This window comes from Janthinobacterium sp. SUN100 (assembly GCF_030397705.1).
In the GTDB taxonomy this organism is placed as follows: Bacteria; Pseudomonadota; Gammaproteobacteria; order Burkholderiales; family Burkholderiaceae_D; genus Janthinobacterium; species Janthinobacterium kumbetense.
The window spans coordinates 2,055,478-2,070,840 of sequence record NZ_JAPUBU010000001.1 but is presented as its reverse complement, the minus strand read 5'-3'; the positions used below and the strand labels follow the sequence as shown (position 1 = coordinate 2,070,840).

The 15,363-nt window shown below is 64.9% G+C and carries 11 protein-coding genes; 4 read left to right on the top strand and 7 right to left on the bottom strand.

Features of this window, described 5'->3' with window-relative positions; translation table 11 throughout:
* Positions 1–1,047 (top strand): AbrB family transcriptional regulator, encoded by a 1,047-nt coding sequence (locus tag O0881_RS09135; RefSeq protein WP_289910993.1) that lies wholly within the window; start codon positions 1–3, stop codon positions 1,045–1,047.
* Here O0881_RS09135 and O0881_RS09130 read toward each other — a convergent pair.
* Genes O0881_RS09130 through O0881_RS09120 form a run of 3 tightly spaced genes read right to left on the bottom strand, consistent with a single transcriptional unit; the run spans position 1,044 to position 2,697 of the window.
* Complete coding sequence (locus O0881_RS09130) at positions 1,044–1,829, bottom strand: DUF2145 domain-containing protein (RefSeq protein ID WP_289910992.1); 786 nt, start codon at positions 1,827–1,829, stop codon at positions 1,044–1,046. The genes O0881_RS09135 and O0881_RS09130 overlap by 4 nt on opposite strands.
* 4 nt (positions 1,830–1,833) lie before the next feature.
* The gene (locus O0881_RS09125) at positions 1,834–2,250 is read right to left on the bottom strand and encodes a hypothetical protein (RefSeq protein ID WP_099667028.1); all 417 of its coding nucleotides are present in this window, start codon (positions 2,248–2,250) and stop codon (positions 1,834–1,836) included.
* A gap of 24 nt (positions 2,251–2,274) precedes the next feature.
* Complete coding sequence (locus O0881_RS09120) at positions 2,275–2,697, bottom strand: hypothetical protein (RefSeq protein ID WP_251350458.1); 423 nt, start codon at positions 2,695–2,697, stop codon at positions 2,275–2,277.
* Between the two features lie 160 nt (positions 2,698–2,857).
* On the opposite strand from O0881_RS09120, the gene O0881_RS09115 reads away from it, so the two are divergent.
* Positions 2,858–3,601 carry a helix-turn-helix domain-containing protein gene (locus O0881_RS09115; RefSeq protein WP_289910991.1) on the top strand — a complete coding sequence of 248 codons (744 nt, stop codon included), beginning with the start codon at positions 2,858–2,860 and terminating at the stop codon, positions 3,599–3,601.
* A 225-nt stretch (positions 3,602–3,826) separates the two neighbouring features.
* Here O0881_RS09115 and O0881_RS09110 read toward each other — a convergent pair whose 3' ends face one another.
* Positions 3,827–5,317: a DUF3999 family protein gene (locus O0881_RS09110; RefSeq protein WP_289910990.1), complete on the bottom strand. Its 1,491-nt coding sequence runs from the start codon at positions 5,315–5,317 to the stop codon at positions 3,827–3,829.
* A complete protein-coding gene (locus O0881_RS09105) occupies positions 5,314–8,523 on the bottom strand; it encodes a DUF2339 domain-containing protein (RefSeq protein ID WP_289910989.1) in 3,210 nt (1,069 codons plus the stop codon). Before O0881_RS09105 ends, O0881_RS09110 begins: the two co-directional genes overlap by 4 nt.
* Before the next feature lie 245 nt (positions 8,524–8,768).
* On the opposite strand from O0881_RS09105, the gene O0881_RS09100 reads away from it, so the two are divergent.
* Positions 8,769–10,655 (top strand): MFS transporter, encoded by a 1,887-nt coding sequence (locus O0881_RS09100; protein ID WP_251350461.1) that lies wholly within the window; start codon positions 8,769–8,771, stop codon positions 10,653–10,655.
* Between the two features lie 3 nt (positions 10,656–10,658).
* Here O0881_RS09100 and O0881_RS09095 read toward each other — a convergent pair whose 3' ends face one another.
* Positions 10,659–12,203, bottom strand: a complete 1,545-nt coding sequence (locus O0881_RS09095) for an ATP-binding protein (protein ID WP_289910987.1) — start codon at positions 12,201–12,203, stop codon at positions 10,659–10,661.
* An 8-nt stretch (positions 12,204–12,211) separates the two neighbouring features.
* Positions 12,212–13,723, bottom strand: coding sequence for an ATPase domain-containing protein (locus tag O0881_RS09090; RefSeq protein ID WP_289910985.1), 1,512 nt, complete (start codon positions 13,721–13,723; stop codon positions 12,212–12,214).
* Between the two features lie 424 nt (positions 13,724–14,147).
* On the opposite strand from O0881_RS09090, the gene O0881_RS09085 reads away from it, so the two are divergent.
* Positions 14,148–15,356, top strand: a complete 1,209-nt coding sequence (locus O0881_RS09085; protein WP_099667035.1) for an efflux RND transporter periplasmic adaptor subunit — start codon at positions 14,148–14,150, stop codon at positions 15,354–15,356.
* Positions 15,357–15,363 lie beyond the last annotated feature (7 nt).

Here is a 15,363-nt window from a genome sequence, read left to right as displayed (position 1 = left end):
GTGCCGTGGTGGCCGCGCTGGCGCGCAGTCGGCGCGGCGCTGGCCGCCGGGCTGGCGGGTGCCGCCATCTGCCTGTGGCTGCACACGCCGCTGCCGTGGATGATCGGCCCCCTGTTTGCCACGGCCGCGCTGCGCCTGGCGGGGCGCGAACTGGCTTGCCCCGTGCGCGTGCGGGAAGCGGGACAGTGGGCCATCGGCACGGCCTTGGGTCTGTATTTCACGACGCCCGTGCTGGCCGTGCTCACCGTCTATACGCCATGGATCGCCGGCGCCGTGCTGTTCGCGCTGGCACTGGGCGCGTCCGGCGCCATGCTGCTGCGTCGCCTCTCCGGCGTCGACCATGCCACCGCCTTCTTTGCCATGGCCGTGGGTGGCGCATCCGAGATGGCGGTGCAGAGCGAGCGCCATGGCGCCGACGTGGGCAAGGTGGCCGCCGCGCACAGCCTGCGCATGATGCTGGTGGTGGCGACGATTCCGTTCGGCGTGCGCTACTGGGGCAGCCATGGCCTGGCAGAAGGGCATGAGACTTTCGTGCCGGGCGCCGCGCTGGTCGACTATGGCGGGCTGGCGCTGCTGGTCGGCATCACGGTGCTGGCGGCCCTCGCATTAAAACGGGGCCGGCTGCCCAACGCGTGGGTCATCGGCCCGCTGCTGGCCGCGCTGCTGCTGACGGCCTGCGGCATCCATCTGTCGCGCCTGCCCGAATGGATGATACGCGCGGGCCAGCTGTTCATCGGCATCGCCCTGGGCACGCGCTTCACTCCCGCCTTCCTGCATGCTGCTCCCCGCTACCTGGCCGGCGTGGCTCTGTGCAGCGTCCTGATGTTGCTGCTGGCGGCCGCCTTCGGACTGGGCCTGTCGCACTGGCTGGGCATCCATCCCGGCACGGCCGTCCTGGCCACCTCGCCCGGCGGCATCGCGGAAATGTCGCTGACGGCCAAGGCCCTGCATCTGGGCGTCCCCATCGTCACGGCTTTCCACGTGGCGCGCATGGTAGTGCTGGTATTGCTGATCGGACCGCTGTTTCGCCTGCTGCCGCGCCCTTAATTTCCCCGTACGACGATTTCCTGCACCTGCGGTTCGCGCTGGCGCATGAAGCGCACGATGGAGTCCACCGTGACGACGTCGATCTGGCGCGTCATGCGGCGCTCGAACGGGTGATCGTCGAAGGCGATATTGGCGCGGAACATGCGCGCGCCCAGGCGCGTGGCGGCCGGTATGCTGAGCGTTTGCGGCGCGTAGCTGGCGCTGCGCAGCCAGCCTTGCGCTTCGGCGCGCGTTTCGATCTTGCCCGGCTCGTTGCTGGCAGCGGCCAGGGTTTCCAGCACCCATTGGTTCGAGTTCTGGTACTTGGTGGAAAACGGGTAGGCCAGCATATTGTAGTGCGCCTCATGCAGGCGCTTGGGCGTGTTCGACGTCAACAGTCGCACCAGCTGCTGCTGCGTATCCTGGCCGGGAATCAGGATCAGGCTTTCATACATGAACACGTCATCCATGAAGAAATTACCCAAGCCTTCGTTGTACAGTGACGATTGCGCCGTGCCGCATTCATTGAGTTCATGCACCACCAGCCAGCGGCCCTTCGGGTGGTCGCGCCAGGCCAGCGCCATGTGCGAATAGCGCAAATTGTACTTCGACAGGTCTTGCCCGGCGCGCGCCACCAGCGCCACTTGCGCGCCCGAACCATCGAGCGCCTGCAGGGTCTTTTGCGCCAGATCCATCGATTTGACGAGGGTGGTCGCATCCGTTGGCTTTTCCTCGCACGAGCGTCCCGCATGGGCGGCGCCGGCCAGGGCCAGGCTGATAATCATGACAGTCAGGCGTTTCATGGGTTCACGCTTTCGAATGGTGGAGGATGGCATTGCCGGCCGCATCCGGCACATAGGCGATGGCCTTGCCTGACAGTACCAGCATGTGGCCCGTCGAGACGGCAACCACCTGGATGGCCGTGCCGGCCGCCAGCGACAGGCCTTGCGTGGCTTTCTGGCTCAGCTTGACGGAGGCCGTGGCCGCCTGCGAGGCGCCCCTGGCTGCGCTCTTCAGTACGAGGACGCTGCCGTCGGCCACGTCTTCCACCTTGTCGATGACGATTTCACCGGCGGCGGCCAGCACCGACATGGAGCCGACGAGCACGATGGCCGACGCCATGCTGGCGTTGTCGGACGCGTTGGTGGTGTCGGAATTGGCGGCCTGGGCCAGCGGCGCCATGGTGGCGGCGCACAGCAGGGCGGTGGCGAGCAGATGTTTCATGGGATTTCCGTTCTTCATTGGTGGTTACACTTTGGAGTGGTGCAGCAGCGCCTTGCCCAGTTCGTTCGGGATGAAGGCGATGGCCTTGCCGGAAAGAACCAGCATGTGGCCGGTGGACAGCGCCACCACGTTGACCACGGTGCCGGCCGCCAGCGACAGGCCCTTGGCCGCTTGCGTGCTCATCTGGATGGAAGCGCCGCCCGCTTCGGACGCGCCTTTCAGCACGATGACGATGCCTTCGCCCACCGTTTCCACGCTGGCGACCACCACCTGGCCGGAGGCGACCAGCATCGACATGGAGCCGGCGACGACGATGGCGGAACCCTGGCTGAGGTTTTGCGAGCCTTTCGACAGGTTCTCCGAGGCGGCGGCGTGGACCAGGCCGGGAGCGGCCACGGAGAGCGTCAACAGCGACAGGGACAGGCAGAGGGGCAGCAGGCGTTTCATGTGTTTCTCCTTCAAGTGTGCCAAGTGGCAACGCCATCATTGTAGACTGTGGGCAATTGGTCAATGAAAACGCTACTCGTAGCGGGCAGGCATACCGCAGGTAGCGTATTGCGCTACTTTTTTGCCGCCAGAACCGATGCCATTTTTATAAAGGAAATGCATGCCGCAAACCCACGCCTTGATCGAAGCCTTGAAACGCCTGTTGAAAGCGCGTGCCGTCACGTATGCCGAGCTGGCACTGCGCATCGGCGTATCCGAAGCCAGCGTCAAGCGGATGTTTTCGCAGAAGCAATTTACCCTGCAGCGCCTGGACCAGATCCTGGTGGCCATCGGCAGCGATTTCCAGCAGCTGGCGCTGGCCGTGCAGTCTGCCCAGGCCACGCCCACCCTGATCACTGGACTGACATATGCGCAGGAAAAGGAAATCATCGAGGACACCCGGCTGTTCGTGGTGGCTGTCTCTGCCCTGAACCTGCTGCCGCTGGAACAGATCGTCGCCATCTATGACATCAGCGAGGCGCAAGCCGTGAAATACCTGCTGCGCCTCGACAAGATCGGTTTTCTGGAACTGCTGCCGAATAACCGGGTCAAACTGCTGGTGGCGCGCACGTTTGCGTGGATACCGAACGGTCCCATCCACACGTATTTCAAAAAGGAAGCCTATGGTGACTATTTGAATTCCCAGTTCGATGGCGAGACGGAATTGCTGCGCCTGGTGAACGTGATGCTGTCGAAAAAATCCACGGCGGCCTTGCTGGAACGCCTGAAGCAAGTGGCGGTAGAATTCTCGCAGCAACACCAGGAAGACGCGCGCCTGCCCGGCGATGAGCGCCTGGCCATCAGCTTCATGCTGGCGGCGCGCCCCTGGATGCCGCAGACGTTCAAGGCGTTGCTGCGGCAGTGAGCGTGCAAGCCGGTCGATAAGCAAGCCTGCTAGCCTGTAAGCAAGCCAGCCGCCAGCCGCCAGCAAGCCAGCAAGCAGTGAAGCCAGCAAGTCAGTACGCCGCAATAAAGCCATTTGTGTAAAGCCATTCGTGGCGCCTGGTTTTTCTGGCCGCTAGTCTGGCCGTTGGCCGCGCCTGTTTGCGCCATCCTCCATTGCTTGCCGGCCCATTGCTTGCGGGCCCATTTATTGCTGGCCCGTTTGCTGTGGGGCTGATTTCTGCTGCCCCGTTTGTTCCTCTTGTTCCTGTTGTTCCTGTTTCATTTGCGACAGCAAGCGCCAGGCAAAGAAGCCCAGCACGCCCACGCCCAGCAGCAGTGCGCCCCACAGCGCGGCCAGGCGCCACGGTGCCCCGTCTTTTGTGGCGCGTGCTGGTGCCGCCGCGCCCCCGTTGGGGTGGAGCGGGCCGGCGCTGGCCGTCTTGAGTGCCAGCAATTCGTCCGTCTTGAAGCCGGGCGCCACCTGCGACAGCGGTTGCGCCACGGCGGCGGCGTTGCTGTTGCCGAATGCCAGCTGATAAGGCAGCTTGCCGCTGACCAGGAAAACGACGGTGGCCGGTGTCCAGCCCAGGCGCAAGGCGGGCGCATCGCTGGCGTCGAGCTGGAGTTCCGTGGCCGTCTGCAGTACCCATTCGCCCGTTTGCGTCACGGGCATGGCCAGGTCGCCCGAGATCCGCTCCTTGCCATCGAGGCCGATGCGGTAAAACGTCGTGCTCAGCAGGGGATCGAAATACGCACCTTGTGCGGGACGCGCCTGGTGGCGCAGGTGCAGCCGGTGCCGGGGAACATAGCTGTTCTGGCGATACACGCCCAGGGTCACGGGCAGCACCACATTGTTGCGCGTCAATTGCAGGGCGATGCTGTCGGCGGGAATGGCGAGGGGCGTGGCGTAGCGCCATTCATTCGCCTGCTTGCCGGGCAAGCCTTGCAGCACGATGGAGGCGCGCGCTGGAGCGATCTCCGTTTCGCTGACGGCTTGCGCCGTGATCGCCGCAAAGGCCAGCGGTTCGCCCGCTTGCCAGCTCAGGCGCGCATAGCGGAAGGCGCGCGGCGCAAAGGCGATGCTGTCGTTGGCCAGGGTTTGCGTGTCGCTGTTGCTGAGCCAATTCAGGGTGGTGGTGCCGATGGCGTCCCATTGCTTCAGGTCATCGCTCACTTCCAGCAGCACTTGCGCACTGTAATTGTCCGTGCGGGCCGGCGGTGTGAAGCGCAAGGCGGCGATGCGCTTGTCTTGCGTCTGCTTGCCCAGGTCGAGGATCAGCGCCTGCAGCGCCGCCGTGGTCGCTGCCGTGCCGGCGCGCGTGCTGACCGACAGCAAATGGCCATCGTCCGCCGTGCGGATATCGATGCCTTGCAAGCCATCGCCAGTTGCCGGCGCGCCCGTCACGGGGAAAATGCGGGCGGGAATGGCAGTCCGTTGCGTGGCCGATTGCGCGGGCGGCGCGCCGATGGCGTAGGCCAGGCGCTTGCCGTCCGCGTCGAACAGGCGCAGGTCGGCCAGGCTGGCCGAGCTGGCGTGCAGGTAGACGTCCCTGGGCAATATCAGCTGGACGATGCCGGCGCCGGCCGGCACCTGCACGGGCATGCTCCAGGCATAGTCCTGTGGCCGGTCCTGGCCGGGTGCGGCCAGCGCGGCGCCTGCCACCAGCAGGCTGCAGCAGATCAATGAGGGCTTCATGCGGCTCCTTGTTGCGGTTCGGCTGAAGCGGGCGCGGCAGCCTTGGGGAACGGCGCCAGGTAGCCGATCAAGACCATCAGCAAGCCGACGCCCACGAAGGAGACGATGCGCTCGATGCCGCCCACGTTCGACAGGTCGATCAGGAACAGTTTCAGGACGACCAGGCCCAGCAGCACGGCGCCCAGGCTCCATTGCTGGCGCCGCTGCTGGCGCGCCGCGTGGCGCATCAGCAGCAGGGCCGTCACGCTCCACACCAGCGACAGCATCGCTTGCACGAATTGCGAGGCCAGCATGGCGTCAAAGGTGTAGGGCACGCCCAGGTACTGCGACACCGTGCGCAGCAGCATCAGGTTGAACCAGCCATACAGCAGGCACGCGGCCACGACGGGCAAGCGCGCCTGCCACACGGCGGGCAGCGGCATCTGGCCCGCCGGCAGCAAGCGGTAGCTGGCAATGGCCAGCAGGACGGCAAAACCCGTGCTCAGGTCCAGCGGATTGAGCAATGGCAAGTACGGCAGCGGTGCCATGGCGCCGTCGTCGAAGATGTTCCACGCGGCGATCAGCAGCAGCGACCATGCCGCCGCCAGCGGTATCAGATAACGCTGGTACCACGCCGCAATCGGCGCCACCGGCCAGGCGCCAGCGCGGCAGCGGCGGATCAGCCAGGCCAGCACCAGCATCATGGCCCAGGCCGGCAAGTAGCGGGCCCAGGCAGGGCTGACGCTGCCTTCATGCTGCGCCAGCCAGGCACTGACCTGGATGGCGCCAAGCGGCCACAGCATCAGCCAGGGCGCTGCCGTGCGCAGCGTATGCAGGAAACGCAGTGCGCGCGCGTCGAATTGCCAGCCCGCTTGAGGCCAGGCCAGCAGCAGGTATTCTCCTGCCGCCAGGGCGCTGGCCAGGGCCAGCCAGCTCAAGCCGGTTGGCAGGTAGTCGCGCAGGTACAGCGCCAGCAACAGGTTGGCGCTCCACAGGCCCAGGCCAATCCAGGCGGCCACGCTGATCCAGCGCAGCTGCGGCCAATCGAGGCGCCGCGCCAGGAGGGCGAACGCGGGCGTCGTGACGCAGACGGCGATCAGGTACAGCGCCAGCCAGTGTTCGCCCGCGTGCGCTTGCAGCGCCAGGTCGCCGTCTATCAGGCGCAGCAGCCAGCTGGTGAAGGGCACGAGGATGGCGGCAAACCACAGCAAGCCGCTCCAGGCCAGCAGGGGGCGCGCCACCAGGGCCAGCAGCTCGTCGCCGCCGCGCGCGCGCAGCGCAAGGAAACGGGCGCTGGCAAAGGCGGCGGCGCCCAGCAGCAGGGCGCTGAGGAAGGAACCGCCGAACAGGTTGGCCGGATGCTGGTCCCAGGTCCAGCTGGCGCGGCTGAGCATGACCATGCCGGCCAGTACCTGCACGGCCAGCAGCAGCGCGCGCGGCGCATGCCATTGCTCGCGCCGCGCCAGCGCCGCCAGCAGGGCTGCCACTGCCAGCGCGCTGACGGTCAGCAGGTTCAGTTGCGTTGCGGCATCCGTGCGCAGCAGGATTTCGGTCCAGATGCCGCCCAGCAGCCAGACTGTGGCGGCCGTCAGGAACAGCACGGACAGGCTGCTCATGAACTCCGGATGCAAGTGGCTGCCATGGTGGCGGAAGTTGAAGGCCATCACCAGCGCGGCGGCGGCCAGCAGCACGCAGCCGAGCCAGATGTTGGCGTCCAGGGCCGTTGCCGTGGTGAGTTCCTGCATGGCGCCGAGGAAGGCAAGCCAGGCGGCCCCCTGCACCAGCAAGCCGAAAGCCCAGGCCAGCGTCTGGCGCTGGCGCAAGCCGACCCAGACGATGCCCGCGCCTTCCAGCGCCCAGGCGGCGGACGTCCAGCGGCCGTCGAGGGCGAACGGAATGGCCAGGGTGCCGAAGACGATGCCCAGCGCGAGGAAGGCTTCGGCCAGCAGCTTGAAGCCATTCCTGCGCCACAGCGCCACGGCAAGTCCCGTGTAGCACAGGCCGGCAAGCAGTGCGGAAAACGCCAGGCCAAAGTCAAAGTGCCGGACCAGGCCGTACTGCAGGCCCATGGCTGCCAGCGGCGTGCCGAAGACCAGGGTGCCATCCACGTAATGCTTGAGGCGCGGCGCCTGGCGCGCGCAGTAGGCGATCGCGATGCCGACATAGAACAGCACGAACAGGATCAAGAACAGTTGCGTCGACAGGTAGTGCTCGGGCGAGTAGCGCAGCAGGCCCCAGGTGGTGGCGACGACAAAGGTAAAGCCAAAGCTTAGTACATTCAGGACGCGCCAGGCGCGTTTCAGGGCGATGGCGAATACGCCCGCATTGAGCAGCGCGTAATAACTGAACAGGCCGATATGGTTGCCGCTGCCCGTCGACACCAGCAGGGGCACGGCAAAGCCGCCGACGATGCCGAAGACGGCCAGCCAGACGGCGTTTTGCAGCACGGCCAGCAGGCACGTGAACGCCGTCAGCACGAACAGCACGGCAAATGCCAGGCCGGCCGGGATCAGTTCATACAGGCGGAAGGCGCCAAACGTGACCAGCATCAATATCGCCAGCGCCGTGCCCTGCAGCGGCAGGCTGATGCCGGGACGGCTGAGGCGGATGCGCCAGGCCCAGGCCAGCAGGGCAATATCGGCCAGCGCGATGCCGGCCAGGCGCAGCTCGATGGGCAGCGTGACCTGGGCCGACACGTATTTGAGCAGGAAGCTGACGCCGAGGAAGAGGATCAGCAAGCCCAGCTTGGCGACCAGGTTGCCCGTGAATAGCCAGTTTTTCGCCTTGGCAACGAGGCCGTCTGGGTGCGCGATCCAGGACGGGGTATTCGGGACGGCAGGGGCGGGCTTGGCCGGAACCGGCGGGGCCGGTTTCGGCGCCACGGGGGCTTCTGCTGCGGAGGCTGCTGCCGGCACTGGTGCCGGCGCGACCTGCGCCACCTCGGCTACTTTGATCGCGGCTGCTTGCGGCACGGGGGCGGGCGTCGGCAAAGGCGTCGGCACCGCCGCCGGTGCCGCGCTGGCGGGCACGGCGGGCACGACGGGCGTAGCCGCAGGCGCTTCGCCCTGGCCTTCCAGCGTCCGCAGGCGCTGCTGGATGCCGTCGACTTCCTTGCGCAGGCGCGCCGTCAGCAATTCCAGATCCGCCACTCTGCGGCGGTACTGCAGCACCAGCACGAAGGCGGTAATCAGCAAGCCAAGGATGAACAGCGTGATCAATCCAAACATGGGGCAGCTTTCCTGAAAGGGCAGGGCGAAGGCGCCCGATGTATGCGCACATTACCTTATTATCAAGAAACAAGCGATTTCTGTTGTGTCAGGGCAAGTACCAGGAAGTGTGTTCGGCGGCAAGGCAAGCATGGGGCCGGAGCGGGCTTTTCATATTGATGCCAAGCAAGATGTCGACATTCAGATTGTCGTGCGCAAGATAGTGCTGTATTTTAGCAATTCCTTAATTGCCAGTTCCCCATGCCATGAGTCAAAGCAGCCAGTTCTCCTTATTGTCGCAGCGCCGTTTCGGGCCCTTCTTCTGGACCCAGTTCTTTGGCGCCTTCAACGACAATCTGTTCAAGACGGCCTTGATGGTGATCCTCGCCTACGATGCGCTGAGCTGGACCACGCTCGACCCGTCCACCATCACCAACCTGATTCCCGGCCTGTTCATCCTGCCCTACGTCGTGTTTTCAGCCACGGCGGGTCAGCTGGCCGACAAGTTCGAAAAGGCGGGCCTGGCCCGTTTCGTGAAATGGATGGAACTGGCCATCATGGCCGTGGCCGCCGCCGGCTGGATGACGCATACCCTGTGGCTGCTGGTGGCCGCCGTCGTGGGCATGGGCGTGCATTCGACCCTGTTCGGCCCCGTCAAGTATGCCTACCTGCCGCAGCAGCTCAAACCCGAGGAACTGGTCGGCGGCAATGGCCTGATCGAAATGGGCACCTTTGTCGGCATTTTATTGGGCGAAATCCTCGGCGCCGTGTTGATCGTGCACAAGCCGCTGGGCGTGGAACTGGTGGCGGGCGCGACGATTGCCGTGGCCGTCTTCGGCCTCATCGCCAGCTACCGCGTGCCGCGCACGCCGGCGCCCGAGCCGGACTTGAAGGTGAGCCTGAATTTCGTCGCCGAATCGTTCCGCAACCTGAATTTTTCGCGCAAGAACCGTCCCGTCTTCCTGGCCATGCTGGGCAACTCCTGGTTCTGGTTCTATGGCGCCCTGATCCTGGCGCAGTTCCCCGTGTACTCGAAGGATTTCCTGCATGGCGACCACAGCGTGTTCGTGCTGCTGCTGACAGTGTTTTCCGTCGGCATCGGCACTGGTTCCCTGCTGTGCGAGCGCCTGTCCGGCCACAAGATCGAGATCGGCCTGGTGCCGTTCGGTTCCATCGGCCTGTCGCTGTTCGGCATCGACCTGTATTTCGCCAGCAATGCGTATGCGAATACGCAAGTGGTCGATGCGCTGGCCTTTGTCAGCCAGGCCGGCGTGCCGCGCATCTTGCTCGACATCGTCATGATCGGCGTCTTCGGCGGCTTTTTCATCGTGCCCCTGTTCGCCCTGATCCAGACGCGCTGCGACCCCAAGCACATTTCGCGCACGATCGCCGGCATGAATATCCTGAACGCCCTGTTCATGGTGGCGGCCGCCGGCGTGGCCATCGTGCTGCTGGGCCAGGGGTTTACGATTCCGCAGTTGTTCCTCGTCACGGCCATCCTGAACGCGCTGGTGGCGGCCTACATCTTCTCGCTGGTGCCGGAATTCCTCATGCGCTTCCTCGCGTGGATACTGATACAGACCGTGCACCGCGTGAAAGTGGTCGATGGCGAGCGCATCCCGACGGAAGGGGCGGCCGTGCTGGTGTGTAACCACGTCAGCTATGTGGACGCCATCGTCATCATGGCGGCCAGCCCCCGCCCCATCCGTTTCGTCATGGACCACCGCATCTTCAAGATGCCGCTGATGGGCTGGATTTTCCGCACGGCCAAGGCGATTCCCATCGCGCCGGCCAAGGAAGATCCTTTCCTCATGGAAAAGGCCTTCATTGATATCGCGCAAGCGCTGCACGAGGGCGAGCTGGTGTGCATCTTCCCGGAAGGCAAGCTGACGCGCACGGGCCAGATCAGCGAATTCAAGGGCGGTATCGCGAAAATCGTCGAGCGCAGCAAGGTGCCCGTGATTCCGCTGGCGCTGCGCGGCTTGTGGGGACATCTGTTGAGCCATCGCAATGGCCATTTGTTCGAGCGCGCCTTCAAGGCGGGCTTGCGTTCGCGCCTGTCGCTGGCCGTGGGCATGCCCGTGGCGCCCGAGGCCGCCACGCCGGAACTGTTGCAGCAAAAGGTGCAGGAATTGCGCGGCAAGTGGAAATAAACGCTATTTTGTCCGCGTAGCTGCTCCCGTCCGCCGCGCCAGGCGCTGTTCCAGCAGGGCGGCGATGGCGGCGAAGTCCACCGGTTTCGTCAGGTGATGGTCGAAACCGGCTTGTTCCGTGCGTGAGCGCGCCTCTCCCCAGCCCGTCAGGGCGATCAGCAGCACCTCGCGCCCCTGCGCACGCTGGCGTATCTGGCGCGCCGCCTCATAACCATCCATGTCCGGCATGCCCAGGTCCATCACGACCAGTTGCGGCCACGACCTGTCGACGGCCGCCAGGGCTTGCGCGCCGCCATACGCGACACTGGCGACATAGCCCTCGAGCTGGAACAGGCTTTGCAAGGCATCGGCCGCATCGAGGTTGTCGTCCACCACCAGCACTTGCACGGGCTGGCCAGCGCCGCTGGGCGTCTCGCTGCCGGCGGCCGCCGGCGTGGTCGGGGCGGCTGCCTGGGCGTCGCCGGCGCTGGCGGGCAAGGTGACGATGAAGCGGCTGCCGCGGCCGGGGCCGTCGCTGCAAGCTTCGATGTTGCCGCCATGCATCTCGGTAAATTGGCGCGCCAGGCTCAGGCCGATGCCTAGGCCGCTGGCCATCTGGCCTTCCACCGTGCGCCCCTGTTCAAACATGGAAAAGATGCGCGGGATGGCGTCCGGCTCGATGCCGATGCCATTGTCTTCGACCGTCACCTGCAGCAAGCCTTGCGTCAGGCGCGCCGTCATGTGGATGTGGCCGCCCTCCGGCGTGAATTTCACGGCATTCGACACGATATTGGCAAAGATCTGCACCACCCTGGCATAGTCGGCGTGCAAGGTCACGGCATGCGGCGGCAACGCCTGCGTGATGCTGATGTGCCGGCTGTCGGCCGCGGGCTGGCACAGTTCGATCACATGGTCGAGTACTTGCTGTAAATCAATGTTTTCTCGCTGCAGCAGTACCTTGCCGCTGGTGATGCGCGCCACGTTGAGCAAATCATCCACCAGCCGCGTCAGGTGTATCACCTGGCGCTCGATCACGCCGCTGACCTTGTTGACCTGCTCCGATGCCGGATACAGGTGCTTGAGCAGGGCCGCCGAGGTCTTGATGGGCGCGAGCGGATTGCGCAGTTCATGCCCGAGGCTGGCAAGGAATTCGTCCTTGCGCCGCTGCGTCTCGCGCACCTGGTACTGGCGCTGGCGTGCGCGCAGCATGGCGTGGGCCGAGGTGATCAGGGTCAATATGTGTACGGGGCGTTCCAGCAGGGTCAGGTTGCCCAGAGTGGCGACGGCTTGCCGCAAAGGCAGGGAATCGAGGCCCGCGTGCGTCAGCAGGATGATCGGCAAATCGGACCAGTCCGGTTGCTGGCGGGCATAGGTGTCGAGCACGGCGTACACGCCTGCAGGCAAGGATTCGTCCACCGTCAGCACGCCGCCGGCGCCCAGCGCCAGCTGCTCGGCCAGTTCGCCGGCGGAGCGGCAGGCGTGGCTGGCGATGGCCTCGCCGGCGAGCACCCTGGCGGCCAGGGCGGCGTCCTGGCCGCCAGGCGCGTAGATCAGGATACGCTGCTCCATGGCAACTCCTAGGGGAAGGGCGTGCCGCCGATGGTGGGCAAGCCCGACAGGATGCCGTGAAAGCCGGCCAGGGCCGGGCCGATGCGGATGCCCTGCGGGCTGATCTCGAAGCGGCGGATGCTGCGCTCGTGCGCGCTGCCGCGCTTCTTGAAGACGGAAATGGCTTGCCGCACCTCGCCCTCCGTTTCGTAATAGCGCAGCATGATGACGCCGTCGGCCAGATAGCTGGCATCGGCCGAGGTCGTCATCGAGGTGCCCAGCATGTTTTGCTGCACGCCGACGAGCAGGGTGGCCACGCCCCGCTGGCCCAGGTAGTTGAGCAGTTCATGCAGATAGGTGCTCTGGAAGCGCTCGTCTGGCACGGCATGCATGTAGCCGTTCAGGCTATCGATGACGATGACCCGGGCTCCCCGTTCTGCCGCGTCGACCACGGCCTGGGCGAATTCTCCCGGTGTAAGCTCGGCCGGATCGACTTGCTGCACACTCAACAGGCCGGAATCGAGCGCCGCCTGCAGGCGCATGCCCACGTTGTCGGTCCGGTTCAGCAGCTTGCTGCGGGCTTCCTCGAACAGGAACATGGCGCACGGTTCGCTGCGCGTTACGGCCGCGTGCACGAATTGCGCCGCCAGGGTGGACTTGCCGCTGCCGGCCGGGCCGGAAATGAGCGTGCTCATGCCTTCTTCCAGGCCGCCCCCTGTCATGGTGTCGAGTTCGGGCACGCCGCTCGACAGGCGCCGATGGTCGCCATCGCGGCGCGTGTCGGCCGCCACCAGGCGCGGAAAGACGACCAGGCCGTCATAGGCGATCTTGTAGTCGTGCGTGCCGCTGCGAAACGGCACGCCCCGGTATTTCACCACCCGCACGCGGCGCCGGTCATTGCCGTAGGCCTGGTTTTGCAGCTCCAGCGAAATGACGCAGTGCGCCACGCTACGCACTTGCAAGCCGTCGTCGAGCGCGGAACGGTCGTCGATCAGCAGGGTGGTGCAGTGCCGGCTGGCCAGGTATTGTTTCAACGCGACGACCTGGCGCCGGTAGCGCAGGGGATTTTCCGCCAGCAGCTGCAGTTCGGACAGCGAATCGAGCACGAGGCGGACAGGGCGGTGCTTTTCGATGGCGGCGAGGATGCGCTGGTTGGTCGAGGCCAGTTCGATTTCCGACGGGTGGAAGATGGTGTACTGGCGCTCGGGGTCGAGGATATCGTCGCCGGGCGCCACTTCTTCGATGGCGATGCCGGCCAGGTCCCAGCCATGCGACAGGGCCGCGCCGCGCAGCTCGATCGCGGATTCCGCCAGGGCGATATACAGCACGGGCACGCCGCTGCGCGCACCTTCGGCCAGAAATTGCAGCGCCAAGGTGGTCTTGCCCGTGCCGGGGGCGCCTTCGACCAGGTACAGGCGCTCGGCCAGCATGCCGCCGGTGAGTATGGCGTCGAGGCCGGCGACGCCCGTCGACAGCAGCGGCGGCGCGTCTGGGCCGTTCGCGCCATCGTGCTGCCCTCTGTTTCGCGCCTGTGCCGTCATCGTTGCGCCCCCGCTTTGCCACGCCGTGATCACTATACTAGCGCGTCCGGCGCGACATGTCTTTTCGATACCATTGGTAAATATTCATCGTGGCAGGGCGGGGGCGCGCAAGGCAGTGTTGCGTACGCGATCACGGTCTCAGCAAAAAACGCATTACCCTGCTACAGTAATCATTCAATCCAACTTTCCCGCTTTGCCGTTTTGCCGCCGCCCGCCCGCTTCCCATTCGAATTGGCGGGCGTGCCGACGCTGTTGTTGCCTTCATTTTATTGCCTCATTGATAATTTAATTCGCTTGATAGTTACTATGTTTCAATTGTAACGATGCTTGACGATTTTAGAATGATCGTTCATTCTTTGATCTGCGTTAATAAATTTAGTCATTTCTAACGACACTAGCCAGCTTCTTTTTCAGAAAGTCCAAGATGCAACCAACATTTTCCTTGACGTCGCCGCGTACGAGCGGCGCTATTGCCGTTCTGTGCGCCACTGTAATCATGGCCGGCTGCAGTAAAAAACAGGAAGCACCTCACGCGCAGCAAGCGCCACAGGTGGTCGTGTTTACTGTTAATCCGGCCGCGTTGCCGATGAGCGCCGAATTGCCTGGCCGTACGAATGCCTACCAGGTCGCCGATGTGCGCCCGCAAGTCGGCGGCTTGATCCAGAAGCGCCTGTTCGTCGAAGGCAGCGATGTGAAAGCGGGCACGGCCCTGTATCAGATCGACCCCGCCACCTACCAGGCTGCCTATAATTCAGCCAAGGCCGCGCTGTCGAAAGCCAAGGCCAACTTGCTGACGGCCGGTCCGAAAGCCTCGCGCTACAAGGAACTGGTCGCCATCGAAGGCGTGAGCCGCCAGGAATACGACGATGCCGTCGCTGCGTTCGAGCAAGCCAAGGCAGACGTCGAGTCCGCCACTGCGGCGCTGGAAACGGCGAACATCAACCTGAAATACAGCACCGTGACGGCGCCGATCAGCGGCCGCACCAGCCGCTCGACCGTGACGGCCGGCGCGCTGGTCACGGCAGGCCAGGCCGACGCGCTGACCACCGTGCAGCAACTCGATCCCATCTATGTCGACGTGACCCAGTCGAGCACCGACCTGCTGCGCCTGAAGCGCCAGATGGCCGACGGCTCGCTGAAAAAAGTGGGCGAAGGCCAGGCCAAGGTCGACCTGATCTTGCCGGATGGCAGCAAGTACAGCGAACCGGGCAAGCTGCAGTTCGCTGGCGTGACGGTCGATCCGACCACCGGCAACGTGATCTTGCGCGCGCTGTTCCCGAACCCGAAAGGCGAATTGCTGCCAGGCATGTACGTACGTGCCCAGCTGGAAACGGGCGTCGATGAAAAAGCCATCACCGTGCCGCAAGTGGGCGTGACGCGCAACCAGAAGGGCCAGGCAACCGCCTTGATCCTGAACAAGGAAAACAAGGTCGAGCAACGCGTGCTGACCACCAGCGGTACCGTCGGCACCAACTGGCTGGTGACGTCCGGCTTGGCCGCAGGCGATCGCGTGATCGTGGAGGGCTTGCAAAAAGTCAAGCCAGGCGCACCAGCCGTTGCCGTACCGGCCAAGGCCGCTGATGCGCCTGCCGCTGCCGCCTCTGCCGCAGCATCGGCTGCCAGCGCCCACTAATTCAGGA

Bases quoted from the DNA above. Each gene is read 5' to 3' on its own strand.
- O0881_RS09130 (WP_289910992.1), bottom strand. From the start codon at position 1,829: ATGAAACGCCTGACTGTCATGATTATCAGCCTGGCCCTGGCCGGCGCC.
- O0881_RS09125 (WP_099667028.1), bottom strand. From the start codon at position 2,250: ATGAAACATCTGCTCGCCACCGCCCTGCTGTGCGCCGCCACCATGGCG.
- O0881_RS09120 (WP_251350458.1), bottom strand. From the start codon at position 2,697: ATGAAACGCCTGCTGCCCCTCTGCCTGTCCCTGTCGCTGTTGACGCTC.
- O0881_RS09115 (WP_289910991.1), top strand. From the start codon at position 2,858: ATGCCGCAAACCCACGCCTTGATCGAAGCCTTGAAACGCCTGTTGAAA.
- O0881_RS09110 (WP_289910990.1), bottom strand. From the start codon at position 5,317: ATGAAGCCCTCATTGATCTGCTGCAGCCTGCTGGTGGCAGGCGCCGCG.
- O0881_RS09105 (WP_289910989.1), bottom strand. From the start codon at position 8,523: ATGTTTGGATTGATCACGCTGTTCATCCTTGGCTTGCTGATTACCGCC.
- O0881_RS09100 (WP_251350461.1), top strand. From the start codon at position 8,769: ATGAGTCAAAGCAGCCAGTTCTCCTTATTGTCGCAGCGCCGTTTCGGG.
- O0881_RS09095 (WP_289910987.1), bottom strand. From the start codon at position 12,203: ATGGAGCAGCGTATCCTGATCTACGCGCCTGGCGGCCAGGACGCCGCC.
- O0881_RS09090 (WP_289910985.1), bottom strand. From the start codon at position 13,723: ATGACGGCACAGGCGCGAAACAGAGGGCAGCACGATGGCGCGAACGGC.
- O0881_RS09085 (WP_099667035.1), top strand. From the start codon at position 14,148: ATGCAACCAACATTTTCCTTGACGTCGCCGCGTACGAGCGGCGCTATT.